Origin of the sequence: Bradyrhizobium paxllaeri (genome assembly GCF_001693515.2) — a bacterium.
Taxonomy (GTDB): Bacteria; Pseudomonadota; Alphaproteobacteria; order Rhizobiales; family Xanthobacteraceae; genus Bradyrhizobium; species Bradyrhizobium paxllaeri.
The window spans coordinates 7,261,887-7,288,272 of record NZ_CP042968.1 but is presented as its reverse complement, the minus strand read 5'-3'; the positions used below and the strand labels follow the sequence as shown (position 1 = coordinate 7,288,272).

Genomic DNA, 26,386 nt, shown 5'->3' with positions numbered 1-26,386 from the left:
GGCTGCGCAAAATGCGTTTCCGTTATTCAGGTTGATTGGTGAGAGCGAAGAGTCTGACCATCTGGTCGGGCTCGATCAGAACGGAGAGGACGACGCCGATGAACGTCAGACTTCCCGCGAGGTCGAACCACATGATGCGGTAGCGGTCGCGCCGGCAGAGCAGCGCAAAGCCGGCCGTCAATGCGGCCACTGCAAAGAGCAGGGTGACAATCGCGGGCGCAAGCGCATCTGTTGGCACCACGTTCCGGATTCCCACAGTCGCAACCAGCGCCACGATCAGAATGCCGGCAAACAACTCCTTGCCGCGGGCCACAGGGGACCGGGAAGGCGTCTCAGCAATCTGACTGCGGTCTAAGAAAGCCATCTGAATTCTTATTCGCGAGCAGAGATTGTGGTAGGGAACACTACCTACCCGGTCATTCACGTTAGATAGTTTAGTAAACATGAAACGCGCAAAACATCAAGATGTTTCCACGAAACATCTGCCCAACAGTGCTGTGCCGGAAGCGAAGCAATTGCGGAAACTGGCTGGGGATTGGCTCAAGCAGCGACGGGCGGATGCCGAATTGTCGCAGGCGGATCTCGCTGCACGCCTTGGCCTGAAGTACTACACTTTCATCTCACAGGTGGAGAACGGCTTCAGCCGTGTTCCAACCGAAATCATGGGGGCATGGGCCAACGAATTGGGTATTGAACAAGCAGCCTTCGCGAAGCATCTGTTAATGTACTATGAGCCGGAATTGCACCGGCTGCTGTTCGGAGCGGAAAGCAAATGACCGTCGTTGCGTTCGAGCGCAAACAAGACACCGGCGAATGGAGCGAAAGGGAACTCGGCACCATCCTGGCGGCACTGAGCGCCGCGACTGCGCCGGGGACCGGACGCGAATGGGAAACCGGCACGACGGAAAAGGGCGACGTCCAATTTTATCTGCTGAGCCCGTTGCCGGATCAGGCTTGCGAACTGTGCGTTTCCCGAATCGGCGGTCGCTACATCCTGGAAGACGGACTGGGCCGGCTGCTGTTCGAACATCGAAGCCTCGATCTTGTTGCGCTGCACGCCAAGGCGGCCGTCCCGTCGACATCGTGGCTCATGGTCCGCGCGATCACGTTGTGGTGTGCGGTTCGCAGCGCGTTCGACGAAAAGGCCGAGCCGTGGCTTGTCGAAGGTGAAGAACTGTTCGTCCAGTTCGTCCCACAGCTCGCGGCTTTCGCCTGATCTTCTGCCCATTTCCTGATCACCTTCCAGTTTTGAAAGTGCCATGAGCGCAAAATCTGCGACATCCCGAGCTGTCAAAACGTCCCGCAAGCCCGCCAAGAGCAGCCGGGCAAGTGCAGCCAAACCAAAAACCGGCAAATTGCCGGAATGGAATTTGGCCGATCTCTATTCCGGCATCGACGCACCTGAAATCGCGCGCGATCTGCAAAAGATGGATGCGGACTGCGCAGCGTTCGAGGCGGATTACAAAGGCAAACTGGCGGAAGGCGTCGCCAGGGATGACGGCGGAAGCTGGCTCGCCGCAGCCGTCAGGCGCTACGAGGCGATCGACGATCTTGCCGGCCGGCTCGGCTCCTATGCCGGTCTCGTTCATGCCGGCGACAGCGTCGATCCCGCGATCTCCAAGTTTTATGGCGACGTCTCCGAGCGGCTGACGGCAGCCTCACTGCATCTGCTGTTCTTCGCGCTTGAACTCAACCGCGTCGACGATGCCGCGATCGAGCGTGCGATGCAGACGCCGGAGCTCGGGCATTACCGTCCCTGGATCGAGGATCTGCGCAAGGACAAGCCGTATCAGCTAGAGGATCGCGTCGAGCAGTTGTTTCATGAAAAGTCCCAGAGTGGCTATGCCGCCTGGAACCGGTTGTTCGACCAGACCATTTCCGGCCTGCGCTTCAAGGTCGGGGCCAAGGAGCTCGCGATCGAGCCGACGCTCAATCTGTTGCAGGACCGCGCACCGGAAAAGCGCAAGGCTGCGGGCCAGGCGCTGGCCAAGACCTTCAAGGACAATGAACGCACCTTTGCGCTCATCACCAACACGCTCGCCAAGGACAAGGAAATTTCCGACCGCTGGCGCGGCTTCAAGGATGTTGCGGACTCGCGTCATCTGAATAACCGCGTCGAGCGCGACGTCGTCGATGCCCTGGTCGCTTCGGTGCGCGCGGCGTATCCGCGACTGTCGCACCGCTACTACAATCTGAAAGCCGGCTGGTTCAAAAAGAAGAAGCTCGCGCATTGGGATCGCAACGCGCCGCTGCCGTTCGCGGCGGCCGGCACCATCGCCTGGCCCGAGGCGCAGAAGATGGTGCTGACGGCGTATCGCGGCTTCTCCGCCGAAATGGCCGCGATCGCCGAACGCTTCTTCACCGATCGCTGGATCGATGCGCCGGTGCGCCCGGGCAAGGCGCCGGGCGCGTTCTCGCATCCGACCACGCCCTCGGTGCATCCCTATGTGCTGATGAACTACCAGGGCAAGCCGCGCGACGTGATGACGCTGGCGCATGAACTCGGCCATGGCGTGCATCAGGTGCTGGCGGCCAAAAATGGAGCGCTGATGGCGCCGACGCCGCTGACGCTGGCGGAGACCGCCAGCGTGTTCGGCGAAATGCTGACCTTCAAGCGATTGTTGTCGCAGACCAGCAACGTCAAGCAGCGCCAGGCGCTATTGGCCGGCAAGGTCGAGGACATGATCAACACCGTGGTGCGGCAGATCGCGTTCTATTCGTTCGAACGCGCCGTTCACACCGAGCGCAAGGACGGCGAGCTGACCGCCGAGCGCATCGGCCAGATCTGGCTCAGCGTGCAAAGCGAGAGTCTCGGGCCGGCCATCGACATTCGTCCCGGCTACGAAAACTTCTGGATGTACATTCCCCACTTCATCCATTCGCCGTTCTACGTCTACGCCTATGCGTTCGGCGATTGCCTGGTGAACTCGCTCTATGCAGTCTACGAGAACGCCACCGAAGGCTTTGCCGAGCGCTATCTCGCCATGCTCGCGGCCGGCGGCACCAAGCATTATTCCGAACTGCTGAAGCCGTTCGGGCTCGACGCCAGGGATCCCAAATTCTGGGACGGCGGACTGTCCGTGATCGCGGGCATGATCGACGAACTCGAGGCGATGGACTGACGGGTTCGCCTGCTGCACGAAACGAACTTGTGATGGGCGCGGACACAATTTCAGCCGCCGTCGCCCGTCATGGTGGTGGCGACAGGAAGGGGAGGGCCCCATGATCGACACCCCGACGCGGCGCACAGTGCTTGGAGCGGGCGTCTTCGCGGCCGGCTCGCTGCTCACGCTCGATGCTGGCCTGGCACAGGCCCCGCTTACCCCCACGCCCGCATGCCATGACGGCGACGCCGCAACGGTGGCGCAGACTGAAGGGCCGTATTTCAAGCCGTCATCCCCCGAGCGCGTCGAGCTGTTTGAGGAAGGCATGGCCGGGCAGCCGATCGAACTGGCCGGCTTTGTTCTTACCCGCGCCTGCAAACCGCTCGCCGGTGCCTTGCTGGATTTCTGGCAGGCCGACGACAAGGGCCGCTACGACAATTCCGGTTTCCGCCTGCGCGGCCGTCAGTTCACCGACGCGGAAGGGCGCTACCGGTTGCGTAGTATCGTACCTGGGATTTACCCCGGTCGTACCCGCCATATCCATGTGAAGGTGCAGCCGCGCGGCGGCCGCGTGCTGACCACCCAGCTCTATTTCCCTGGTGAGTCGCAAAACCGTTCCGACGGCCTGTTTCGCAAGGAATTGCTGGTGCGCACGGCCAAGAACGCCGGCTGGCTCGCCGGGCGTTTCGATTTCGTGTTGGGATAGGCCGTTTCGGAAGACGTTCCCGGGCGGGCTGGGCGTAAAACATTTGTTGAACCGAGCGGTGAGGCGTGTTATACATATTGTATAACGGAGCTAACGCCATGAGCAAAACCCCCCGCGGAATGGAAGAGACCTCTCGCGAATACAAGCTGGAGGATACTGCCCTTCAAATCCGGAAAATTGGCAATTCGGTCGGTGTGATCCTGCCGAAGGAGCTTCTCGCGCGGCTCAATCTCAAGGAGGGGGACAAGTTCTATCCGGTCGAGCAGCCGGACGGCAGTCTGCGGCTTTCGCCGTTCAACCCCAAGCACGCGCGGACCATGGAAATAGCCCGCCAGGTCATGCACGAATATCGCGATACGTTTGCCGCGCTTGCAAAATGAGTGAGCCGATCTGGCTCGATGTCGATGAAGTCATCGACATGCATGCTGAGCAACTGGCGATATTCGGTGGACCGGAAGGCATTCGGGATCACGGCCTTCTAGAGTCTGCGGTATTGCGGCCGGTCAACCAATGGAGTTACGGGCAGACCGATATGGCTGCGCTCGCCGCAGCCTATGCGTTCGGTCTTGCCCGCAACCATGCCTTTGTGGACGGTAACAAGCGGATCGCGTTCCACGCCATGATGGTCTTTTTGCGCCTCAACGACATACCCTTTGCGCCCGATCCGGCGCACGCCACCGCCATCATCCTCTCCCTCGCCGCAGGCGAGGTCAGCGAGGAAAGCCTGACCCGCTGGATCCGGGATAATTGGCCTTCCGAATGACCCGATAGGCCGGGGGCCGTTGCCCTCCCAAACGCTTTGCGGTAATTGCACGCGAGAAACACGGATTTTGACTGGGGATACCGATGGCAGACCATAACGAAGTGGCCTACACGACCGCTGACGGCAACGACTATCCGGCCCATGAGCAGACCTATGAAGGTTTCATCATGCTGGTCAAATACGGCACCATCAGCGTCGTCGTCATCGTTGCCCTGATGGGCTATTTCCTGACCTGACGCATCGCTGCCTGCACCCGCCGACGCCGGCGGTGGCCAGAAAATTGCGCGCGATCCGGTTGCGAAACCGGTATCCAACTAAGCGAAAAAGACGCTAGTTTGCTTGCGTGCGCGCTTGGCGCGCCGCCGGGAGGGCTCATGAAGATTGCCGTTGCCAAGGAAATCGATCCGTCCGAACCGCGGGTGGCCGCTTCCCCGGACACCGTCAAGAAATTCAAAGCGCTCGGCGCCGAAGTCGCGATCGAGCCGGGCGCGGGCATCAAGTCGGGCCTGCCGGATTCCGAATTCACTGCTGTTGGAGCCACCGTCAGCGCCGACGCGCTGAAGGACGCCGACATCATTATCAAGGTGAAACGACCCGAGGCCTCGGAACTCGCGCAATACAAGCGCGGCGCCCTGGTGATCGCGATCATGGACCCGTACGGCAATGAGGCGGCGCTGAAGACGATCGCGGATGCCGGCGTCGCGGCATTTGCGATGGAATTGATGCCGCGCATCACCCGCGCGCAGGTGATGGACGTGCTGTCGAGCCAGGCGAACCTCGCCGGCTACCGCGCGGTGATCGAGGCCGCCGAGTCCTTTGGCCGTGCGTTCCCGATGATGATGACCGCGGCCGGCACCGTTCCGGCGGCGAAAGTGTTCGTGATGGGCGTCGGCGTTGCCGGCTTGCAGGCGATCGCGACCGCGCGCCGCCTCGGCGCCGTCGTCACCGCGACCGACGTGCGGCCGGCCACGAAAGAGCAGGTCGAATCGCTCGGCGCCAAATTCCTCGCGGTCGAGGACGAAGAGTTCAAGAACGCGCAGACCGCCGGCGGCTACGCCAAGGAAATGTCGAAAGAGTATCAGGCCAAGCAGGCCGCACTCACCGCCGAGCACGTCAAGAAGCAGGACATCGTCATCACGACGGCGCTGATCCCAGGCCGGCCGGCACCAAAACTCGTCAGTGCCGAGATGGTGAAATCGATGAAGCCGGGCTCGGTGCTGGTCGATCTTGCCGTCGAGCGTGGCGGCAATGTCGAGGGCGCCAAGGCGGGCGAGGTCGTCGATGTCGATGGTATCAAGATCGTCGGCTACACCAATGTCGCCGGTCGCGTGGCGCAATCGGCCTCCGGCCTCTATGCCCGCAACCTGTTTTCGTTCATCGAGACGCTGGTCGACAAGGCCAACAAGGCGCTTGCGGTCAACTGGGACGACGAACTGGTGAAGGCCACCGCGCTGACCAAGGACGGTGCCGTCATCCATCCGAACTTCCAGCCGAAAGCCTAAGGAGAGAAGCCATGGAGCATGTCGCTCAAGTCGTCGATCCCTTCGTATTCCGGCTGTCGATTTTCGTTCTCGCCGTCTTCGTCGGCTATTTCGTGGTCTGGTCGGTGACCCCTGCGCTGCACACGCCGCTGATGTCGGTGACCAACGCCATCTCCTCGGTGATCGTGGTCGGCGCGCTGCTTGCGGGCGGCGTCGCTAATGTTTCAAGCGGCAGCGGTTGGGCGCGCGGCTTCGGCTTCGTCGCGCTGGTCTTCGCCTGCATCAATATCTTCGGCGGCTTCCTTGTCACCCAGCGCATGCTGGCGATGTACAAGAAGAAAGCCAAGTGATCGGCAAGCACCTCGGGGTGTCGAAGGCATAATGGGGACCTGAGATGAACGCCAATCTGTCTGCAATATTGTATCTCGTGGCGGGTGTGCTGTTCATCCTGTCGCTTCGCGGCCTGTCCAGTCCTGCGAGCTCCCGGCAGGGCAATCTGTTCGGCATGATCGGCATGGCGATTGCGGTCGCCACCACGCTCGCCAACCATCCGCCGGCTGACACTTTCGCCTGGATCCTCGTCATTCTCGGCATCGCGATCGGTGCCGCCATCGGCGCGGTGATCGCCCGCCGCGTGCCGATGACCTCGATGCCGGAACTGGTTGCGGCCTTCCACTCGCTGGTCGGCATGGCCGCGGTGCTGGTGGCGGCCGGCGCGTTCTATGCGCCTGAAGCCTTCGACATCGGAACGCCCGGCCACATCCATGCCCACAGCCTCATCGAAATGTCGCTTGGCGTCGCCATCGGCGCGCTGACCTTCACCGGCTCGGTGATCGCGTTCCTGAAGCTGTCGGCACGCATGAGCGGTGCACCGATCATCCTGCCGTACCGCCACGCCATCAACATTGTGCTGGCGCTCGCGCTGGTGTTCTTCATCGTCGGTCTGGTTCTGTCCGGAAGCGCGCTCGACTTCTGGCTGATCGTCATCATCGCGCTGGTGCTCGGCGTCCTCATGATCATTCCGATCGGCGGCGCCGACATGCCGGTCGTGATCTCGATGCTGAACTCCTATTCCGGCTGGGCCGCTGCCGGCATCGGCTTCACGCTCGGCAATTCCGCGCTGATCATCACCGGCGCGCTGGTCGGTTCCTCGGGCGCGATCCTGTCCTACATCATGTGCCACGCGATGAACCGTTCCTTCATCTCGGTCATCCTCGGCGGCTTCGGCGGCGAGACGGCGGCAGCGGGCGGCGGTTCCGGCGAACAGAAGCCGGCAAAACTCGGCTCGGCCGACGATGCCGCCTTCATCATGAAGAACGCCTCGAAGGTCATCATCGTGCCCGGCTACGGCATGGCGGTGGCGCAGGCGCAGCACGCGTTGCGCGAGATGGCCGACCTGTTGAAAAAGGAAGGCGTCGAGGTGAAGTACGCGATTCACCCGGTGGCGGGCCGCATGCCCGGCCACATGAACGTGCTGCTCGCCGAGGCCAACGTGCCCTATGACGAGGTGTTCGAGCTCGAGGACATCAACTCCGAATTCGCCCAGGCCGACATCGCCTTCGTGATCGGCGCCAACGACGTCACCAACCCGGCGGCGGAAGAAGACAAGACCTCGCCGATCTACGGCATGCCGGTGCTGCAGGTCTGGAAGGCCGGCACCGTGATGTTCATCAAGCGCTCGCTGGCGTCTGGTTATGCCGGCATCGACAATCCGCTGTTCTATCGCGACAACACCATGATGCTCCTTGGTGACGCCAAGAAGGTCACCGAGAATATCGTCAAGGGGATGTAACGCGATCGAAGGAAATTCATGACCGCGCTGAAATGGCTGCTGATCATCGTTTCGGCGGGTTATGTCTCTGTTCTGCTTGCGCTGTTCTTCGCGCAGCGCGCCGTCCTGTATCCCGCTCCGACAAGCGCGCGCACGGCGCCCGCCGCGGCGGGCTTTCCCGAAGCCGAGGAACATGTCCTGGCCACGGCTGATGGCGAGAGGGTCATCGTCTGGCATGTTCCGGCGAGACCCGGGCGTCCGGTCGTCCTCTACTTCCATGGCAATGGCGATTATCTCGCCGGTTTCTTCGGCCGCTTTCGCGGCCTGATCGCCGACGGGATCGGGATCGTCGCGCTCTCCTACCGCGGTTATGCGGGCTCCAGCGGGCAGCCAAGCGAGCAGGGGTTACTGCTGGATGCCGCGGTCGCCTATGCCTTCACGGCAACGCGATACAGCACGGACAGAATAGTTACGTGGGGATTTTCCCTCGGCACCGGCCTGGCTGTCGCGGTGGCGGCCGAACAGCCGGTCGGAAAGTTGATTCTGGAAGCTCCCTATACGTCCATCGCGGACGTCGCCGCGTCGGCGTTCTGGTTTGCACCGGTGCGGCTATTGATCCGTGACCGGTTCCACTCGGACCAGCGCATTCCCCGGATCAGGGTTCCGCTGCTCGTGATGCATGGCGCGCTCGATCCCACGATACCCGTTGTGTTTGGTGAACGGCTGTTTGCGCTGGCGAACGAGCCGAAACGGTTCGTCCGCCTCGCCCGCGGCGGTCATAACGACCTGGACAATTTCGGCGCGATTGAAATCGCGCGGAATTTCATAAACCTTGCAAAGGGGTCGTCGATGCAGGGACGGCTTTCGCCCCCGAACCGGTTGGGAACCTGACCGCATGAGCGCACACGGACCGATGCCGCGATCGGCCTGGATCTTCCCTGCGCTGGCGGTGCTGCTGTTTGCCGTGGCCACCGTCCTTGGGCTCGACTTTACGCCGTCGGCCGGTGGGCTGCTGTTCGCGGCCGTGCTGCTGGCGATTCTGTTCGGCACGGTGTTCGCAGCTGTGCACCATGCCGAGGTGATCGCCGAGCGGGTAGGCGAACCGTACGGCACGTTGCTGCTGACGTTAGCGGTCACCATCATCGAGGTCGCGCTGATCTCGACCATCATGCTCGGCGTGAAGCCGGTGCCGGCGCTGGCGCGCGACACTGTGTTTGCGGTCGTGATGATCGTATGCAATGGGCTGGTCGGCCTCTGCATCTTCATCGGTGGGCTGCGCTATCGCGAGCAGGATTTCCAGGTTTCCGGCGCCAATCTTTACCTCAGCGTGCTGTTCGTGCTGGCAACGATAACGCTGGTGCTGCCGAACTATACGCTGACCACGCCGGGCCCGGTCTATTCGATGGCGCAGCTCGGGTTCGTCAGCGTCGTCACGCTCGTCCTCTACGGCGTATTCCTCTATACCCAGACCATCCGCCATAGCGATTATTTCGTCAGCAGTGGTGGGGATGCGGCACATGGCGAAGCGCCGCTGTCGAACCGGATGCTCGCGCTGAGCGTCGCGCTGCTTCTGGTGTCGCTGCTGGCAGTGGTGCTGCTGGCGAAGAAATTCTCGCTGGTGGTCGATGTCGTGACCGCGATGATCGGCGCGCCGCCGGCCTTTGCCGGCGTGCTGGTAGCGGTGCTGGTCCTGTTGCCGGAAAGCGTCGCGGCCATTGGGGCCGCCCGGAAGAACTACCTGCAAAAGAGCATCAATCTCGCACTCGGCTCCTCGCTCGCCACCATCGGGCTGACGATCCCGGCCGTCGCGGTTGCCGCCTACGTGTTCGACAAGCCGCCGCTGGTCCTCGGGCTCAACACCCAGGAGATGGTGCTGCTGATGCTGACTTTCGTCATCAGCATGCTCACCTTTGGCACCGGCCGGACCAACATCCTGTTCGGGCTGGTACATATGGTGGTGTTCGCCGTGTTCCTGTTCATGGTATTCGTGCCGTAGTTCCATTGGAGCAAACCGACATGCTCGCCGCCAAATCCGACATTCAGGTTGATACCCCGGAAGTCCGCGTCACCGAATGGCGGCTGGCGCCGGGCAGCGCCACCGGCCATCACACCCACGAGATGGATTACGTGATCGTGCCGGTAACCTCGGGCGAGATGACCATCGTCGCGCCCAACGGCGAGCGCACCAAGGCACAGCTCGGAGCCGGCAAATCCTATTTCCGGAAAGCCGGTGTCCAGCACGACGTGCTGAACGAGACGAACAGCGAGATCGTGTTTCTGGAGATCGAGCTGAAGCCCTGACCCTCCACCTCAGGTCCAGGTTGCTTCGCCGGGCAGGGACGCCGTATGCTGCGTTGCGGCCTGGAGAGGGGCAGACGCAAGCGGGTTCCGCCGCGCCTGCACAGGAACTGCTGAGTTGCCACCGATCCGTCGCAGTTGATCCCTGAATGTGCCTCAAAGTTCCGGCAATTGAGGGACCCGTGGGGAGTGCCCTGAATGCTGAATTACCTCAAGAAATTTGCGGTGGACATCTTCCCTTCGGTGGCTGCGACCGTCATCGGGGCGTACATCGTCAACCACTACATCGTGAGCAAGCCCGCAGACGCTCCTCCCGCTGCGGCGGTATCGCCCGCCACCCCCAAGGGGGACGGCAAGGCCGAAGCTAAATCCGATACAAAGTCTGATGCCAAGCCGGCCGAGAGCATGGCCAGCAATCTGCCGGCCGCAGGCGTCAAGGCGCGCGGCATCTCCGAGAAGGCTGTCATGGAGAAGACCGCTGCCGAACGGCCGGCGGTCGCCGAGAAGGCCCAGAAGGCCGACGAAAAGGTTGAGGCCAAAGCCGACGCCAAATCTGATTCGAATAAGTCCGATACGAACAAGTCTGACGCGAACAAGTCCGACGTGAAATCGGCCGAAAGCCCCGCTGACGCCGATCGTCGTCATGCTGCGGCGCCGCGCGAGAAAGAAAAGATCCGGGTCGTGCTGCCGTCGCCCATCCAGCCTGTGAATTCTTCGCCGGCTCCGGTTGCGGCGGCCGCGCCGACCGCCCCGATCGAGACTTCGGCTGCGCCGGAGGAACGCCGCGATGCAAACGATCTGGCGCGTGCCGCGATCGAGCGCCTGCGCGCCAACGGCGAAACCTCACCGCGCGTCGCCGAGCCTGCCCGCGCTCCCGAGGCGCCGAAGGTCGCGAATGCGCCCGTGGTCGCGGCTGCGCCGGCGGTCACGCATGCGCCTGCCGTCACGCATGCGCCTGCCGTCACGAATGCGCCCGCGCTTCGTCCGCTGCCGCCGCCGATCATGGTCTCGGGCTCGCCCGCCGGTGAGCCGTTCGGTCAGGCTTCGTCTGCTCAGCGCTCGTTGCAGCCGCGTCCGCCTTATGCCGAGGCCGTCGACCCGAACCGCCCGACCCCGCCGGCCGATATTCCCGTCTCGCGTCCGCTCGATCTGCGAGCCGAAGTCGGAGAACCTTCGGTGCGCGAACGCGCCACGGCGGCTGCCGAGGACGCGCTGTCGACCGCGAAGTCGATCTTCCACTCGGTGCTGCCGAGGTAATCCAACCCATAGTGTTTCACGCGACGCATGCCCTCGGATTAATCCGGAGGCTTTTGTTTTCTCGCGCGCGAAAGCGTGTCAGGCCGGACTGCAGCGAGATGTCAATCCGGGAGAGTTAACCGCCGGTGCGCGCAAGCCCGCTTCGCGCGGCTTCATCCTTGGGCCGGAGCGCGAGCGCACGGCCATAGGATGTGAACGCCTTGGCCTTGTCGCCGAGCCGCTCATAGGTGACGCCACGGGACGACCAGGCCTGCGCGCTGTTGGGATCGGTCTGCACCGCCTCGTCGAGATCGGAAGCGGCTTCCTTGGCCTTGTCGATCGCGAGATAGCTGGTGGCGCGCGCCAGCAGCGGCTCGACCCGTTGCGGCGTCAGGCCATTGGCCGCGGTGAAATCCGCGATCGCCTGCTCGTGCTGCTTCTCGCCCTGATAGATCAGGCCGCGGCCATACAGGGCCGGCACGTTGTAGGGATCGAGTGCGAGCGCGCGGTCGAATTCCGCGAGCGCCTCTTCGGTCTTGCCCGCCTTGACGAGTGCCTGGCCGCGTGCCGCGTGGCCTTGTGCATCGCTGACGTTTTGTCCGCTGATCGTGCCGGTCGGCTTCTGTTCGAGGACCTGCGGCTTTTCCTTATCCGATCCCCATGATCCCAGGTCGAACGAACAGCCGACGAGCGGAAGGGCAAAAACGGTTGCGAGCAGCGCGACAGATGCGGCCGTCAGGCGCGAGGCGCGGGAACAGGCATTGCAATCCGTAACGGCCATGCAGCGGAAGACTTTCGGATTCGATGCGGTAATTGGTAGCCTGCCGAAACGCAAAATGCATCGCCCAAAATAGCCGCAACGCGGCCGGGACGATTGCCATCCAAAGTTTTCCGGATGACGGCTCGGTCGCCGCGTCGCGTGCAAATGATGCGGGCGACCGGGCGGAGCGCGCACATCAACATTCGAGCCGGCTTGCCTGCGCTCAAAAACAAAAACGCGGACCCGAGGTCCGCGTCTTCAATTCAGATCTCTTGGAGAACGCGCTCAGCGCGGTCCGCGCGGACCTGCGCCCGGGCCACCACGACCGCCGGCACCACCACGGTCGCCGCCGGGACCGGCGCCGAACACCGGCTTCGGCTTCATCGGCAGCAGGCCTTCGCGCTGCAGCTTCTTGCGGGCCAGCTTGCGTGCGCGGCGCACGGCTTCAGCCTTTTCACGGGCCTTCTTCTCGGAGGGCTTTTCGTAATGTCCGCGGAGCTTCATCTCGCGGAAAATACCCTCACGCTGCATCTTCTTCTTCAGCGCCTTGAGGGCTTGGTCGACATTGTTATCGCGAACGAGAACCTGCACGCGGCATCCTCTTTCAATTGATCGGATAGGAATTCTGGTAAAGTGAAGGGCCGGCGAAAGGCCTGGCCCTCAACCCTGAGCGCGGGCATGTAGCAGACAAAACCGCTGATGTCCACCGGAGAAGGCGGTTTTGGGCCCGGGGACGCTACGAAAATCGGCGGAATTCGGCCAATACAGGCCCGGTTTCCGCAGATAACGAGCCCCTCACGGGCCCTCCCTAGCATCCGGGAACGCAAAACATGCGGGAGGCGAGTATGAATACCAAAAAATATGCCGCTGAAGCGATCGGTACGTTTTGGCTCACTTTTGCGGGGTGCGGCAGCGCGGTCATTGCCGCCGGCTTTCCGCAGGTCGGGATAGGCCTGGTCGGTGTGTCTCTGGCGTTCGGGCTGAGCGTCGTGACCATGGCCTATGCGATCGGACACATTTCCGGCTGCCATCTCAATCCCGCCGTGACGGTCGGCCTCGCCGCCGGCGGCCGCTTTCCGACCGGTCAGATCCTGCCTTATGTGATCGCGCAGGTGATTGGCGCGATCGTTGCCGCAGGCGTGCTCTATGTGATCGCAAGCGGTGCGCCCGGCTTCGATCTGAGCAAGGGCTTTGCCTCCAACGGCTATGACGCGCATTCGCCCGGCCAGTACGGCATGGTGGCCTGCTTCATCACCGAGGTGGTGATGACCATGATGTTCCTGTTCATCATCATGGGCGCCACCCACGGCAAGGCGCCGGCGGGCTTTGCGCCGCTGGCGATTGGCCTCGCGCTGGTGATGATCCACCTCGTCAGCATTCCCGTCACCAACACGTCGGTGAATCCGGCGCGCAGCACGGGTCCCGCGCTGTTCGTCGGCGGCTGGGCGTTGGCGCAGCTCTGGATGTTCTGGGTAGCGCCACTGATCGGCGGAGCGCTGGGCGGCGTGCTCTATCGCTGGCTCAGCGAGGAGCCGGTCGGCGTCGTGGAAGGCGTAAGGACGGCCTGATCTGCGACCGAGCTCGGCGAGCGGCGCTGCGTTATTTGTTGCTCGCCGGGACCACTTCGGTGACATGGCCCATCTTGCGGCCCGGCCGCGGCGGGCCTTTGCCGTAGAGGTGCACGGTGGCGCCGGGAACCGTCAGCCACTGCTCGTAGTCGAGGATATCGTCGCCGATCAGGTTGGTCATGACGACCGCGCCGTGCCGAACCGGCTTGGCGAGCGGCCAGCCGGCGATCGCGCGGATATGCTGCTCGAATTGCGAGACCGAGGCGCCGTCCAGCGTCCAGTGCCCGGAATTATGCACCCGCGGCGCAATCTCGTTGACCAGCACGTGCGGTCCGCCATTTCCGGCAACGACGAACAACTCGACCCCGAGCACGCCGACATAGTCGAGCGCATGGGCGATCTTCTCGGCGACGGCACGCGCCTGCGCCGCCAGCTCATCTGAAATCGCCGCCGGAACCCGCGAGAATTTCAGGATGTGATCGCGGTGCTCGTTTTCGGTGACGTCGTAACACTCGACCGTGCCGTCGGCTCCGCGCGCGGCGATCACGGAGACCTCGCGCTCGTAGGGAACGAAGGCTTCGAGGATCGCGGATTTGGTGCCGAGGTCTTCCCAGACTTGAGCCGGATCATCGCCCTCGCGGATGATCGCCTGGCCCTTGCCGTCGTAACCGAAGCGGCGGGTCTTGATCACGGCGGGAAGGCCGATGCGGGTAATGGCGGTCTGCAGGGTTTCCACCGACGATACGTCGGCATAGTCGGCGGTGCCGATGCCGAGCCGCTTGACGAAATCCTTTTCGATCAGGCGGTCCTGCGTGGTTTCCAGGATCTTCTGCGCCGGCAGCACGGGACGCCGCGCATCCAGCACCATGGCGGTGGCGGCCGGTACGTTCTCGAATTCATAGGTGATGACGTCGACATCGTTGGCGAACAACTCGAGCGCCTCGACGTCGGCATATTCGGCGCAGGTCGCGTTCAGCACCACGTCGAAGGCGGGCGAGTCCGGGTCCGGCGAAAACACCTGGCATTTGAGGCCAAGGCGCGCTGCCGCCATGGCCAGCATCCGGCCCAATTGTCCGCCGCCGAGAATTCCGATGGTGTCGCCCGGCTTCAGCTTCACCTTGCCTGAAGCCGTCACGCCGAACCCTCCGGACGCTCCTTGACCGCGTCGGTCTGCTGCTTGCGCCAGGCGGCGAGCCGGCCCGCGAGCGGTGCGTCATTCAGCGCCAGCACGGCGGCCGCGAGCAGGGCGGCGTTGATGGCGCCGGCCTTGCCGATCGCCAGCGTGCCGACGGGAACGCCGGCCGGCATCTGCACGATCGAGTACAGCGAATCGACACCGGACAGCGCCTTGGATTCGACGGGAACGCCGAAGACGGGCAGTTCGGTCAGCGCCGCCGCCATGCCGGGCAGATGCGCCGCGCCGCCGGCGCCGGCGATGATCACCTTGAAGCCGGCGGCCTTGGCGCCCTTGGCAAAGGCAAACAGCCGGTCCGGAGTCCGGTGGGCGGAAACGATGCGTTTTTCGCAGTCGACCCCGAGTGCGGCCAGGGTCTCGGCCGCGTGGCGCATGGTCTCCCAGTCGGACTGGCTGCCCATAATGATGGCGATCGGTGCGGTCATCTTGTCAATTCTGTTCGGGAATCCAGAAACATAGGCCGATTATAGGATCGGCCAGGGGTTCATCCAAGGCGTGGCAAGGGATCAGGAATGGACTATCCTGTCTTGGTGAATCCCGGCAAGCCTTCATAAGCGTGCCTGCACAGGGAAGGCCATGAAGAAAAGAACCAGGGCGACCGCCTCCAGGGCCGGAAAACGCCCCAAAAGCGCGGCTTCCGGGCGAAAATCTGCACCGCGGCGATCGTCGGCACCGCCCTCCCGGCCGCCGGCCGCCTCCAACGACACCAAGGCGACGATTCGCCGGCTGAAGGTGCAACTCGCCCAGACGCAGGCGCAGATCGAGGAACTTCAGGCCTCCGCCGATACCGACTTCCTGCTGGGTATCCCGAACCGGCGCGGCTTCGAGCGCGAGCTCAACCGCGCGATCGCCTACATCAAACGCTACCGCGCCTCTGGCGCCCTGGTCGTGCTCGACGTCGATCGCTTGAAGCCGATCAACGACACCTTCGGACACGCTGCGGGCGATCAGGTGCTCAAGGCCATTGTCACAGCGCTGCTGGCGCAGGTGCGCGCTTCCGACGTGGTCGGCCGGCTCGGCGGTGACGAGTTCGCGCTGTTGCTCTGGAATCTCAGCGAGACCGACGCCAGGGCCAAGGCGGCCGCGCTTGAAGAAGCGATCGATCGCCTCACCTTCGTGTTCGATGGCCGTACCATCACCGCAGGCGCCTCCGCAGGCGTCTCCGTTCTCGATACCCACTCCGAAGCCGGGCGCGCACTGGAAGCGGCCGACAGCGCCATGTATGTGCGCAAGGCGCTACGGCGGCATGAGGCGTCGTGAAGCCGCAAGCTGTCATTGCAGGCCGTTGGCTTCGTGACGACTAGCCCTACAACCCGCTGAGATCGTCCGGCACGTTGCCGAACTTGTGCAGCAGTTTCGCATCGCCGAATTCGCCGAGCATGGGATCGCCGCTGCGGCTGAAGGCGACGGCGCCGATGCTGCCGGCCATCCGCGACATCGTCTCGGCACGGCGCAACGCGGTGGTCGGGCTCTGGCATTCTTCCGCGGCGCCCGCCACCGGCGAGCCGCTATCGTCCTGCAGGAATGGCATTGCGACGTAGTAGGTGACATCAGCCATTGTCTTGCTCCGGGTTTGAATGATCAGGCGGCGTCGCTCTCCACACGGGAGGCTCTCGCCGGCACGCAGCCGGCGGCGATGGCCGCCTGCAATTCCTCCAGCTCGATTTCCAGATACTCGTTCGCCATGATCAGCGCCTTGATGGTCGAGCGCAGATTGCCGTCGCACATCGCGATGGCCTGGTCGCAGGCCTGCTCGTAGCGGTTGTTGTCGGACAGGGGCGGTGGGGCGGACATGGCGGACTCCCGAGGCTGGCGGCAGGGACGTATGTTCTTCTTTTGTTCTCATAGAGTCAAGTCTCATCCGCCGACCGGTTGGTTTGTTTTTCCGGTCGAGCACCGCAGGCCTCTCGCAGCACTGCGGCGTGTGTGGATGTCGGGGAAAAGGATCTGCCGAAACGCTGACGATTTTGCGCGCCGAACTGGCGCAACGATCAGGCGATGATGTCAGGCGTGATCTGATCTTCGATGAAGGCGATGCGGTCGCGCAATTGCAGTTTGCGCTTCTTCAGTCGTTGCAGCCGTAACAAGTCCGGTGCCGGCGACTGATGCAGCGCGTCGATCGCCGCATCGAGATCGCGATGCTCCTGCTGCAGGCGGGCGAGCTCGTTTTCAAGCTCGCGCTCATCTTCGTCGGTCATGGTGTACGTTAGCTGAAAGCGCGATCAGGTTGCGAACGGATTCTTCGAAGGCTGGCGGTGAATATCGTCGTTGCGAGCCCGCTCCGCAAGCTGACCCGGTTCCATAGTCACGATTGGTTACAGATAAATCCAAAAATATGAGGAGGCCCGCTTCTGGAAATCCCATCGACAGATTCCAAGGCTGGTGTACACTCCGCCGTCCGGATCGAATCTGAGGTTTCACCCACCGAGGAGATTTCGTATGGCTCTACAGGCGCATCTTGTTGAACTTGAACGTAAACACAAGATCCTCGAGAACGAATTGCACGAAGCGCTCGTGCACCTTTCCACAGACGACCTGCAAATTGTCGAGTTGAAGCGCCGCAAGCTAATGGTCAAGGACCAGATCGAGCGGTTGAAACAAACCGCCGACGAAACCCTCCACTAATCAGTCCCACAGAGTATTCGAAACGCCACACAGCCGATGGGCGCAAAAGCGCTCATCGGGTTGATGATGTTTTGTGTGTCCCGTTCAGCGTTCGGCCAGCGTGCCGACATGATCGGCGATCGCGAGCGACGACGTCAGCCCTGGCGATTCGATACCGAACAGGTTGATCAATCCGGCCACGCCATGATCGGCAGGGCCCTGGATCAGAAAGTCCTGTGTGGCGACGGCCGGCGGCACGATCTTCGGCCGGATTCCGGAATAGCTCGGCATCAGCGCGCCGTCCGGCAGCGTTGGCCAGTAGCGCCGGATCGCGGGATAGAATCGCTCGGCGCGGGCAGGGTCCACCGCATAGTCGATGCTCTCGACCCATTCGACGTCGGGGCCGAACCGGGCCTGTCCGGCCATGTCGAGCGTAAGGTGCACGCCCAGCCCGCCGGGCTCCGGCACCGGATAGATCAGGCGTGAAAACGGCGCTCGCGCGCTGCAGCTGAAATAATTGCCCTTGGCCAGATAGGCGCAGGGAATCATTTCGATCGGCATGCCCTCGATGCTGCGCGCGACCGCGGGCGCGCTCAAGCCTGCCGAATTGACGAGCAGGCTGCACGCCAGCGTCATCGGCGCATCGCCGCCGGCTTCGATTTCGATGCGGCCGGCATTGGCTCGGGCATGCAGCAGCGGAGTGTGAAACGCGTAAGCCGCGCCGGCTTCTTCCGCATCGCCCCGCAACGCCAGCATGTAGGCATGGCTGTCAATGATGCCGGTGGACGGCGAAAGCAGCGCCGCATCGCAATTCAGCGCCGGCTCCAGTTCGCGTGCCGCTTTGCCCGTCAACAATTGCATGTCGTCGACGCCATTGGCTTGCGCATGGGCGCGGATCGATTGCAGCTTTTCGGTTTCCTTGGGCGTCGTCGCCACGATCAGCTTGCCGCAATTGCGGTGCGGGATGCCGTGGTCGTGGCAATACTGGTAGAGCGCGTGCTTGCCGTTGACGCACATCTGCGCCATCAGGCTGCCGGCACGGTAATAGATGCCGGCGTGGATCACCTCGCTGTTGCGCGAGGAGGTGATGGTGCCGATGCCCTCGGCGGCCTCGAGCACGATCACTTCGCGGCCCGCCTGGGCCAGGCGCCGCGCGATCGCGAGCCCGACTACCCCCGCTCCGATGACGACGCAATCGACCTTGTCCATGCTGCTTCAGGCCCGGAAATCTGGCGCGGGAGTCGGCGCTTGCCACGCTCGGTGATGACAGCTTCGTCCGTTGAAGCCGTCGAACAACCCGTTGGTTTTTCTCGACATACGCCGCCGACGCAGTCCCGTTAGTAAAGCATTAATCATGTCAGGCCAATTGCCGTAATTTGGGTCATATTTTAGAATTGCACGGGTAGGCGTTTACCCGATCCAAACCCGTCAAGCCAGACACTCCGCCCGCAAACCTCGGGGCGGTAATGGCTGACAGGAACTGGCGGGCAGGACGGAAGAATTCGATTCCGGCGCAGGCCCTCGTCTGTCTGCTCGCCACGGCCATGCCGTGCGGAATCGCGTGGGGCGCCGGGCCGTCCGCGGGCTTTGCGCCGGCGAGCTATATCGGCGAATTCGATCCCAATCGGGTGTGGGAGTTCCTGATCGGCGGGGTAGTCGTCGTCTCGTTCCTGGCTGCGATCGGCATCTGGATTTTGGCGGCGTTGCGCGGGGCGAAGAGCGCGCAAATGCAGCGCAGCGCCTTCATCAGCTCGGCGCTCAACAATCTGAACCAGGGTGTGATGATGACCAACGCGCAAAACCGCGTGGTCTTCTGCAACGACCGCTTTCTCGAAATGTACGGGCTCAGCCGCGCCGAGATTTCGAGCCGCATGACCGGCCGCGAACTGCTCGAATTGCGGCGTGCGCGGGGCTTGCTCAATATCACCGTCGAGGAGTTCGGCGAGTTGGCCCGCCGCCCCGAAGGCGTCATCACCGAACTGCCGGGCGGCCGATCGGTGCTGTCGAAGATCTTCCGCCTGCCCAATGGCGGCACGATCGGAACGCACGAGGACTGCACCGAGCAGCGCCAGCTCTCGCGCAAGCTGGCATCGACCACCAAGTTCCTGGAATCGGTGCTCGACAACGTTCCGGTCTGCGTCGCCGCCAAGAACATCGAGGACGGACGCTATATCTTTGCCAACCGCGCGTTCGAGCGCTTTTCGCGTTTCTCCCGCGATCACATCGTCGGCAAGCGCGCCGACGAGATCTTCCGGCCAGAAACCGCGAAGCGCATCGAGATCGCGGACCAGGCGGCGCTGACCGCGCCGGAGGGCTATCACCGCAGCGAATACAGCGTCGAACGCGGCGACGACGAGCGCGTTCTCTCTTCCAACCGCGTGGTCGCGCGCAACGAGAACAACAAGCCGGAATTCCTGATCACGCTGTTCGACGATGTCACCGACCGGCGGTCGCTGTCGCGCGAACTCGAAAACACCAAGAAATTCCTGGAACTGGTGGTCGACAACATCCCGGTGTCGCTGATCGTCGAGCGCGTCAGCGACGGGCGCTATTTGCTCGCCAACCGCAGCGCCGAGACCATTCTCAATCGCCGCCGCGAGGACGCCACCGGCCTGACCGCCGCCGACATTTTCAATCCGCGCGAGGCCAAGCTGATCATCGCGCGCGACGAGGCCGCGATCAAGAAGCGCGGCCTGCTGACCGAAGAGCACCCGATCTCCACCAAGGACGGACTGCGGCTGTTCCTGACCCGCCGCATGACGGTTCTCGACGAGGCCGGCGAGCCGCAATATCTGATCAAGACCCATGAGGACGTCACCGACCGCCGCCAGACCGAATCGCGGATGGCGCATATGGCCTATCATGACGGCCTGACGGACCTGCCGAACCGCGCCGCCTTCCTGCAGGCGCTGGCTCAGATGATCGAGGCTTGCGCCGGCACCGACGAGGAATTCGCGGTGCTATGCGTCGACCTCGACGGCCTGAAGGAAATCAACGACGTGTTCGGCCACGCGATGGGCGACAAGCTCCTGGTCGAGGTCGCCGGCCGCATCCAGGCCTGCGCCCGCGGCGGCGTGGTGGCGCGTCTGTCCGGCGACGAGTTCGGCCTGATCATCGACGGCAAGCAGCCGGAGGCGGGCAAGGCGCTCGCCGAAAAGCTCGCGCAAACCCTGTCGGACGAATTCGTGATCGACGGCAAGTCGGTGCGGACCGGTGTCACGACCGGCATCTCGGTATTCCCGCATAACGGCTCGGACGCTGCATCGCTGCTCGCTAATTCCGGCGCGGCGCTGTTTCGCGCCAAGCAGAAATCGCGCGGCTCGATCAGCGTCTTCGAGCCGGAGATGGACCAGCAGATCCGCGACCGCCGCGTGCTGCACCAGGACCTCTCGATGGCGATCCGGAACGGCGAATTGTCGCTGTATTACCAGCCGCAGGCAGCAGCCGGCCCGACGATTGGCAGCAGCAAGGTGATCGGCTTCGAGGCACTGGCGCGCTGGATCCATCCGGTGCGCGGTTTCGTATCACCGGGCGAATTCATTCCCCTCGCCGAAGAAAGCGGCCTGATCGTCGAGATGGGCGTCTGGATCCTGCGCGAGGCTTGCCGCGAGGCGGCCTCCTGGCCGGTGCCGATGCAGATCGCCGTCAACCTGTCGCCGGCGCAGTTCATGCATGGCGACGTCGTCAGCCTGGTGCATTCGATCCTGCTCGAGACGGGGCTGGCGCCCGACCGGCTCGAACTCGAAATCACCGAAGGCGTGCTGATCGAGGATTTCGACCGCGGTCTCGCCTTGCTGCGGCGGTTGAAGTCGCTCGGCGTGCGGATCTCGATGGACGATTTCGGTTCCGGCTATTCCTCGTTGAGCTATCTGCAGGCGTTCCCGTTCGACAAGATCAAGATCGACCGCGCCTTTGTCATGAATCTCGGGCGCAACCCGCAATCGGCGGCGATCGTTCGCGCCGTCATCGACCTCGGCCACGGCCTCGAAATGTCGATCGTCGCCGAAGGCGTGGAGACCCAGGAACAGCTCAGCTTCCTCGCGGACGAGGGCTGCGACGCCGTGCAGGGCTTTTTGCTCGGCAAGCCCCAGCCGATCGGGCACTACGCCGCGCTGGTCGGCCGTAGCGCCGCCAACGACGTCGAGACCGAGCGCAAGCTCGCCAGCGCCTGATTTCTCTAATCTCTGTCACCCGGTGCGCACCACCATGATGCCAACGGCATGATGCCAACGGCCGCGTGACCTCGCGGGCAGTTCGAATGTGAGGTCGACCGGGCCTTCTTGCCTTCGATGGCAGCCCCGGTTAGTTTAGCGGCCTACCTGATCGAGAAAGGAGGGCTGCGCGGTGACGACATTTTTCCACCACTATCGCCGGCGCGGTCCCGTCAACGCCCTGCAAATGCGTTTGCAGGGCTGACCAGAGACCTTTCGTAAATCTCTCCCTGGTCTGCCCCTCGTGACAATGCGACGTCGAACGTCTGATCGTTCGCGCCTGCATTTTCCGTAGCTCGCCGCGCTCCGACGCCACGTCCGATGATGGCTGCATGCCCCGGACGTCGCCGTCGCCGGCAAGACCAGGGAACGATCATGACCCTTATCACTATCCGCAATCTCGGCGTGACGCTGAACGCTTCGCTGTTTTCCCGACTGAACCTCGTCGTCAATGCCGGTGACCGTATCGGGCTTGTCGCCGCCAATGGGCGCGGCAAATCCACGCTGCTGCGCTGCATTGCCGGCCTGATGGAGCCGGGCGAGGGCGAGATCACCCGATCACGCGGGCTGACCATCGGCTATGTCGAGCAGGACGTGCCAATGGTGCTGATGGATACGCCGCTTGATGCGGCGGTGCTCGAGGCGCTACCCGCCGAACGACGGGCAAGCGACGGTTGGAGGGTCGACGTTGCCCTGGAATCGCTTGATGTGCCCGAGGCGCTGCGGCAGAGGCCGCTGAAGCAACTGAGTGGCGGCTGGCAGCGGCTTGCCATGCTTGCCCGCGCAGTAGTGACCGAGGCTGACGTGCTGCTGCTCGACGAGCCGACCAACCACCTGGACCTCGCCCGGATCGGTCAGCTTGAAGGTTGGTTGAACGCGCTGCCGCGCGATATGCCGGTCGTGATATCGAGCCATGACCGGGCCTTTCTCGACGTAACCACGAACCGCACGATATTCTTGCGGCCCGAGCAGTCACAGATATTTTCGTTGCCCTATACACGGGCGCGCGCCGCGCTCAGCGAGGTGGATGCATCCGATGAACGGCGCTACCGGCGTGACCTGAAAGGCGGCCCAGCAGCTTCGCCAGAACGCGGCAAAGCTGAACAATATCGGCGTCAATTCCGGCAGCAACCTTCTGTTGCAAAAGACCAAACAACTCAAGCAGCGCGCCGAGAAGCTGGAAGATGCGGCAAGACCTGCGCATCTGGAGCGATCCGCAGGAACGATCAAGCTGGCCAACCGCGGAACGCATGCCAAGGTTCTGATTGCGCTTGATGATGCCGCCGTCGCTGCCCCGGACGGCAGCCTGCTGTTCAGGACCGGCAAGCAGTTCATCTGCAAGGGAGACCGGATCGTGCTGCTGGGGCCGAACGGGGCAGGCAAGACCCGGCTCGTGGCGATGCTGCGGCAGGCGATTGAAAATCCGGCAGCCACGCAGGCCGGCATCAAGGTCACGCAGTCGCTTGCTCTCGGCTATTGCGAACAGGATCTTGCCGGTCTTGCCGATACCGACACGCCGATGGACGCGATCGTCAACCGATTCGAGGTCGGCGATCAGCGTGCGCGTGCATGGCTCGCCGGTGCAGGCCTTTCGGTTGCGATGCAGAGCCGTCCGATCGGCCGGCTTTCCGGCGGACAGAAGGCACGTCTTGGAATGTTGTTGCTGCGGCTTGCCCAGCCAAACTTCTATCTGCTCGATGAGCCCACCAATCACCTTGATATCGAGGGGCAGGAAGCGCTGGAAGACGAATTGCTGGAACACCAGGCAAGCTGCCTCTTGGTGTCACACAATCGCAGCTTCGTTCGAACGGTGGGAAACCGGTTCTGGCTGATCGAAAAAAAGAAGCTGGTGGAACTGGAAGGACCGGAGCGCTTCTTCGCATCGATCGGCGCAACCGGGTAAAGCGTTTTCCAGCGAAAGCCTGCCCCGGACTTGATCCGGGGTGGAGACCGGTTCGCGTCAAGAAAGCGCGTCAAAACAAAAATTAGAGCCCCGTTCCGATTCCATCGGAACGGAAAAGGCTCGAGAGCGGCGGCCGCGCGTTTCATCCCCCGACACGATTTCCAGGAGTGACATCCACTTTTGGCCATCATGACCTAGTGTAGTGAAATCAGTTTCTCTACAGTCACCTTGCGTATGGCGGACTACGATCTCGCGATCATTGGCGGCGGGTTGAACGGCGTCAGCATCGCGCGCGACGCCGTCGGCCGTGGCTTGCGCGTCATCCTGCTGGAACAAAGCGATCTCGGCGCGGGCGCTTCGTCGGCCTCGCCGCGGCTGATCCATGGCGACCTGGCAGGGCTGGAGCGCCGACATTTCCTTCGTGTCCGTTCCGCGCTTGGCGAGCGCGACACCTGGCTCAGGATCGCGCCGCATCTGGTGCGCCCGATGCGCTTTGCGATCCCTGCCCATTCCGACGAGCGTCCGGACTGGCAGTTGCGCTCATGGCTGCTGCTGTACGACCGGCTGGCCTCGCGCAGCGGCCTGCCGGCCTCGGCGACCATCGACGTCACCCATCATCCCATCGGCAATGCACTGAAGCGGCCGTTCGGCACCGCCTTTGAATATTCCGACTGCGTCGTGGACGATTCGCGCCTGGTGGTTCTCACCGCCGTCGATGCCGCGGCGCGTGGCGCGGTGATTCACACCGGCGCGCGCTGCAGCCGGGCCGAACGCGGCAGGGAATGGCGGCTGGTGACGATCGATCGCGGTTTTCGCCAGGTGGTCACGGCAAGGGCGGTCGCCAACGCCACCGGCGCCTGGACGCCGTCCGTTGCCGAGACGGTGTTGCGCGTGCCGCCGCCGAAGCTCGCCGCCGTGCAGATGGACCAGATCATCGTCCGCCGCCTGTTCGACAGCGACAACATCTATGTGTTCCAGAACAGCGACGGGCGGCTGATCTTCGCCAGTCCCTATGAGCGCGATTTTACCCTGATCGGCACCGTCAGCCATGCCTTCAAGGGCGACCCCGCCATCGTCGCGATGGCAGCTGGTGACGTCGCCTATCTCTGCGATGCGGCGAACCGCTATTTTCGCGAGCGGATCGAGACGGTCGACGTGGTGCGCACGCTTTCCGGCGCCAACATGATGCTGTCAGCTGCGAGCGGGCGCGACGGGGCGATCATGCTCGACCATGGGCGCGGCAAGGCGCCGCTGCTCACTGTATTCGGTGGCGATGTCACCACCTCGCGGCTGCGCGCCGAGCGGGCGGTCTCCGAGCTGACGCCGTTCTATCCGATGTCGGCGCGCTGGACCGCAAAAGCGCCGCTGCCCGGCGGCGATTTCGCCTGGGACCGTTTCGACAATGAGGTCGAGGAGGTACGCGAGCGCTGGCGATTTCTCGGCGAAGAGCAGGCGAGGCGGCTGGTCGCCGCCTACGGGACGAACGCCAGGGAGATCCTCGGCGATGCCAAAGAGCGCAGCGAGCTCGGCCCGACCTTCGGACCGGAATTGACCGGCGCCGAAGTGCGCTATCTCATGCGCAAGGAATGGGCGCGTTTTCCGGATGACATCCTGTGGCGGCGGACGAAGCTTGGCGTCATCATGGAGCCTGAGGATCGCGACGCCCTCGCAGCGTTCATGGCCGCTTCAAGACTGGGATGAACCGATATGCGGCGCGCGATCAGGCCGACTGTTTTCCTGGCGAGCATCGGCTTGCTTGGCGGAACAGCCTATCGCTATTTCATTGACGATCCGAGCGAAGCAACGCTGCCGTACTATCTCCGGAGCATGGTGCATGGGATGGGCATCACGCTGGCCGCCTGGGGTGTTCATCTGTACTTCACGTCGCGACGAAGTGAGTGGATCAGCAAATGGCCACTGCTGGCGGAACTGGCCGTGCGCTCCGCGGCCATGGCCATCATTGTCGCGGTCGCCGCGCTGATCCTGCAAGTGGCGCTGTACGGGGAATGGATCGAGACGAAGTGGCTGATCGAACAGTTTCCCGGCATCGTGGCGATCAGCTTCTTCGCGTCCCTGCTCGTCACGTCAGCCTACGAGCTGACCCGGCTGGTCGGCAGCCGCGTGCTGTTCAACGTGGCGCTCGGGCGCTACCGGACGCCGGTGCGGGAAGCGCGCGTGCTGATGTTCCTCGATCTTGCAGGTTCGACATCGCTCGCCGAGGCGATGGGTGAATTGCGCGTGCAAGGCCTGCTCACCCGCTTCTTCTTCGACATTGACGATGCGATCGTCGCGCATGGCGGCGAGGTCCATGCCTATGTCGGCGATGAGGTGATCGTGACATGGCCGCTCGATGACAGGATGTCGGGTGGACGGTGCATCGACTGCTTCTTCGCGATTGCCGACTGCATCGCGGAGAGGGCTGACTCCTACCGGCAGGAATTCGGCATGGTGCCGAGCTTCCGCGCCGGCCTGCATGCCGGTCAGGTGGCGATCAGCGAGTGCGGCAGCTCGCGCCGCCAGCTTGCCTATTTCGGCGATACCGTGAACGTGACTGCGCGGCTGCAGGAGCACTGCAAGGAGGCCGGCCGGAATTTGCTGGTCTCTGCGGATTTGCTGCGCCTGATGAAGCTCAAGCCAGTCTTCGTCGTCGAAGCGCTGGGGGAGGTTCGCTTGCGGGGCCGGGCGGCAGCCATCGAGGTATTTGCCGTCGAGCGGCGAGCCTAGTTTCGCTGCGCCGCGCGCGCCCAGGCCTCGTCACGCGCCGATGGCCGGCGGTCGAGCCGGGC

General features: G+C 63.3%; 29 protein-coding genes and 1 pseudogene. 21 read left to right on the top strand and 9 right to left on the bottom strand.

The window, feature by feature from the left end:
* Positions 1-22: 22 nt before the first annotated feature.
* A complete protein-coding gene (locus LMTR21_RS34860) occupies positions 23-364 on the bottom strand; it encodes a hypothetical protein (RefSeq protein WP_141688216.1) in 342 nt (113 codons plus the stop codon).
* 79 nt (positions 365-443) lie between these two features.
* Here LMTR21_RS34860 and LMTR21_RS34855 point away from each other — a divergent pair, with 79 nt between their 5' ends.
* The 14 genes from LMTR21_RS34855 to LMTR21_RS34790 all read left to right on the top strand — a co-directional run bounded on the left by LMTR21_RS34855 (position 444) and on the right by LMTR21_RS34790 (position 11,380).
* Positions 444-776 carry a helix-turn-helix domain-containing protein gene (locus LMTR21_RS34855; RefSeq protein WP_141688215.1) on the top strand — a complete coding sequence of 111 codons (333 nt, stop codon included), beginning with the start codon at positions 444-446 and terminating at the stop codon, positions 774-776.
* Entirely contained in the window at positions 773-1,216 is a 444-nt protein-coding gene (locus LMTR21_RS34850; protein ID WP_065752034.1) for a hypothetical protein, read from the top strand. Before LMTR21_RS34855 ends, LMTR21_RS34850 begins: the two co-directional genes overlap by 4 nt.
* Positions 1,217-1,259: 43 nt before the next feature.
* Entirely contained in the window at positions 1,260-3,122 is a 1,863-nt protein-coding gene (locus LMTR21_RS34845; protein ID WP_065752033.1) for a M3 family oligoendopeptidase, read from the top strand.
* Between the two features lie 100 nt (positions 3,123-3,222).
* A complete protein-coding gene (locus LMTR21_RS34840) occupies positions 3,223-3,810 on the top strand; it encodes a dioxygenase family protein (RefSeq protein WP_065752032.1) in 588 nt (195 codons plus the stop codon).
* A gap of 119 nt (positions 3,811-3,929) precedes the next feature.
* Positions 3,930-4,190 carry an AbrB/MazE/SpoVT family DNA-binding domain-containing protein gene (locus LMTR21_RS34835; RefSeq protein WP_065752031.1) on the top strand — a complete coding sequence of 87 codons (261 nt, stop codon included), beginning with the start codon at positions 3,930-3,932 and terminating at the stop codon, positions 4,188-4,190.
* Positions 4,187-4,573 carry a type II toxin-antitoxin system death-on-curing family toxin gene (locus tag LMTR21_RS34830; RefSeq protein ID WP_065752030.1) on the top strand — a complete coding sequence of 129 codons (387 nt, stop codon included), beginning with the start codon at positions 4,187-4,189 and terminating at the stop codon, positions 4,571-4,573. The genes LMTR21_RS34835 and LMTR21_RS34830 overlap by 4 nt, the downstream gene beginning before the upstream one ends.
* A gap of 83 nt (positions 4,574-4,656) precedes the next feature.
* Positions 4,657-4,809: an aa3-type cytochrome c oxidase subunit IV gene (locus LMTR21_RS34825; RefSeq protein ID WP_065752029.1), complete on the top strand. Its 153-nt coding sequence runs from the start codon at positions 4,657-4,659 to the stop codon at positions 4,807-4,809.
* Positions 4,810-4,947: 138 nt separating this feature from the next.
* Positions 4,948-6,075: a Re/Si-specific NAD(P)(+) transhydrogenase subunit alpha gene (locus LMTR21_RS34820; protein ID WP_065752028.1), complete on the top strand. Its 1,128-nt coding sequence runs from the start codon at positions 4,948-4,950 to the stop codon at positions 6,073-6,075.
* 11 nt (positions 6,076-6,086) lie between these two features.
* Positions 6,087-6,404: a proton-translocating transhydrogenase family protein gene (locus tag LMTR21_RS34815; protein WP_065752027.1), complete on the top strand. Its 318-nt coding sequence runs from the start codon at positions 6,087-6,089 to the stop codon at positions 6,402-6,404.
* A gap of 44 nt (positions 6,405-6,448) precedes the next feature.
* Positions 6,449-7,846, top strand: a complete 1,398-nt coding sequence (locus tag LMTR21_RS34810; protein ID WP_065752026.1) for an NAD(P)(+) transhydrogenase (Re/Si-specific) subunit beta — start codon at positions 6,449-6,451, stop codon at positions 7,844-7,846.
* 18 nt (positions 7,847-7,864) lie between these two features.
* Positions 7,865-8,716, top strand: a complete 852-nt coding sequence (locus LMTR21_RS34805) for an alpha/beta hydrolase (RefSeq protein ID WP_065752025.1) — start codon at positions 7,865-7,867, stop codon at positions 8,714-8,716.
* 4 nt (positions 8,717-8,720) lie between these two features.
* Positions 8,721-9,821, top strand: coding sequence for a calcium:cation antiporter (locus tag LMTR21_RS34800; protein ID WP_065752024.1), 1,101 nt, complete (start codon positions 8,721-8,723; stop codon positions 9,819-9,821).
* A 20-nt stretch (positions 9,822-9,841) separates the two neighbouring features.
* The gene (locus tag LMTR21_RS34795; protein ID WP_065752023.1) at positions 9,842-10,126 is read left to right on the top strand and encodes a cupin domain-containing protein; all 285 of its coding nucleotides are present in this window, start codon (positions 9,842-9,844) and stop codon (positions 10,124-10,126) included.
* 195 nt (positions 10,127-10,321) lie between these two features.
* Positions 10,322-11,380, top strand: a complete 1,059-nt coding sequence (locus tag LMTR21_RS34790) for a hypothetical protein (protein ID WP_065752022.1) — start codon at positions 10,322-10,324, stop codon at positions 11,378-11,380.
* 115 nt (positions 11,381-11,495) lie between these two features.
* Here the strand turns inward: LMTR21_RS34790 and LMTR21_RS34785 are convergent, their stop codons facing one another.
* Together LMTR21_RS34785 and rpsU are read right to left on the bottom strand one after the other, a co-directional pair.
* Positions 11,496-12,140 carry a tetratricopeptide repeat protein gene (locus tag LMTR21_RS34785; RefSeq protein WP_084030519.1) on the bottom strand — a complete coding sequence of 215 codons (645 nt, stop codon included), beginning with the start codon at positions 12,138-12,140 and terminating at the stop codon, positions 11,496-11,498.
* 264 nt (positions 12,141-12,404) lie between these two features.
* A complete protein-coding gene (gene rpsU / locus LMTR21_RS34780; protein WP_057838472.1) occupies positions 12,405-12,710 on the bottom strand; it encodes a 30S ribosomal protein S21 in 306 nt (101 codons plus the stop codon).
* Between the two features lie 254 nt (positions 12,711-12,964).
* Between rpsU and aqpZ the strand changes: the two genes are divergently transcribed.
* Positions 12,965-13,687 (top strand): aquaporin Z, encoded by a 723-nt coding sequence (gene aqpZ, locus LMTR21_RS34775; RefSeq protein ID WP_065752021.1) that lies wholly within the window; start codon positions 12,965-12,967, stop codon positions 13,685-13,687.
* A 31-nt stretch (positions 13,688-13,718) separates the two neighbouring features.
* Here aqpZ and LMTR21_RS34770 read toward each other — a convergent pair whose 3' ends face one another.
* Both LMTR21_RS34770 and purE read right to left on the bottom strand, forming a co-directional pair.
* Positions 13,719-14,822, bottom strand: a complete 1,104-nt coding sequence (locus LMTR21_RS34770; RefSeq protein WP_065752020.1) for a 5-(carboxyamino)imidazole ribonucleotide synthase — start codon at positions 14,820-14,822, stop codon at positions 13,719-13,721.
* Positions 14,819-15,307 carry a 5-(carboxyamino)imidazole ribonucleotide mutase gene (gene purE, locus LMTR21_RS34765; protein ID WP_065752019.1) on the bottom strand — a complete coding sequence of 163 codons (489 nt, stop codon included), beginning with the start codon at positions 15,305-15,307 and terminating at the stop codon, positions 14,819-14,821. The genes LMTR21_RS34770 and purE overlap by 4 nt, the downstream gene beginning before the upstream one ends.
* A 151-nt stretch (positions 15,308-15,458) precedes the next feature.
* Between purE and LMTR21_RS34760 the strand changes: the two genes are divergently transcribed.
* Positions 15,459-16,142: a GGDEF domain-containing protein gene (locus tag LMTR21_RS34760; RefSeq protein ID WP_065752018.1), complete on the top strand. Its 684-nt coding sequence runs from the start codon at positions 15,459-15,461 to the stop codon at positions 16,140-16,142.
* A 46-nt stretch (positions 16,143-16,188) separates the two neighbouring features.
* Here the strand turns inward: LMTR21_RS34760 and LMTR21_RS34755 are convergent, their stop codons facing one another.
* From LMTR21_RS34755 to LMTR21_RS34745, 3 genes are all read right to left on the bottom strand, one after another.
* Positions 16,189-16,440 (bottom strand): hypothetical protein, encoded by a 252-nt coding sequence (locus LMTR21_RS34755; protein WP_057838467.1) that lies wholly within the window; start codon positions 16,438-16,440, stop codon positions 16,189-16,191.
* A gap of 23 nt (positions 16,441-16,463) precedes the next feature.
* Complete coding sequence (locus tag LMTR21_RS34750; protein ID WP_065752017.1) at positions 16,464-16,676, bottom strand: hypothetical protein; 213 nt, start codon at positions 16,674-16,676, stop codon at positions 16,464-16,466.
* A gap of 197 nt (positions 16,677-16,873) precedes the next feature.
* Entirely contained in the window at positions 16,874-17,080 is a 207-nt protein-coding gene (locus LMTR21_RS34745) for a YdcH family protein (protein ID WP_027538800.1), read from the bottom strand.
* A gap of 241 nt (positions 17,081-17,321) precedes the next feature.
* On the opposite strand from LMTR21_RS34745, the gene LMTR21_RS34740 reads away from it, so the two are divergent.
* Positions 17,322-17,507: a YdcH family protein gene (locus LMTR21_RS34740; RefSeq protein WP_057858669.1), complete on the top strand. Its 186-nt coding sequence runs from the start codon at positions 17,322-17,324 to the stop codon at positions 17,505-17,507.
* Between the two features lie 84 nt (positions 17,508-17,591).
* On the opposite strand, the gene LMTR21_RS34735 is transcribed toward LMTR21_RS34740, so the two are convergent.
* The gene (locus tag LMTR21_RS34735; RefSeq protein ID WP_065752016.1) at positions 17,592-18,695 is read right to left on the bottom strand and encodes an NAD(P)/FAD-dependent oxidoreductase; all 1,104 of its coding nucleotides are present in this window, start codon (positions 18,693-18,695) and stop codon (positions 17,592-17,594) included.
* 257 nt (positions 18,696-18,952) lie between these two features.
* On the opposite strand from LMTR21_RS34735, the gene LMTR21_RS34730 reads away from it, so the two are divergent.
* The 4 genes and pseudogenes from LMTR21_RS34730 (at position 18,953) to LMTR21_RS34715 (ending at position 26,324) form a co-directional block, all read left to right on the top strand.
* Positions 18,953-21,658 (top strand): sensor domain-containing protein, encoded by a 2,706-nt coding sequence (locus LMTR21_RS34730; protein ID WP_065752015.1) that lies wholly within the window; start codon positions 18,953-18,955, stop codon positions 21,656-21,658.
* 414 nt (positions 21,659-22,072) lie between these two features.
* Positions 22,073-23,600 (top strand): annotated as a pseudogene (locus tag LMTR21_RS34725) (ABC-F family ATP-binding cassette domain-containing protein).
* 234 nt (positions 23,601-23,834) lie between these two features.
* Complete coding sequence (locus tag LMTR21_RS34720; RefSeq protein WP_065752014.1) at positions 23,835-25,301, top strand: glycerol-3-phosphate dehydrogenase; 1,467 nt, start codon at positions 23,835-23,837, stop codon at positions 25,299-25,301.
* 6 nt (positions 25,302-25,307) lie between these two features.
* Positions 25,308-26,324 (top strand): adenylate/guanylate cyclase domain-containing protein, encoded by a 1,017-nt coding sequence (locus tag LMTR21_RS34715; protein WP_065752013.1) that lies wholly within the window; start codon positions 25,308-25,310, stop codon positions 26,322-26,324.
* Positions 26,325-26,386 lie beyond the last annotated feature (62 nt).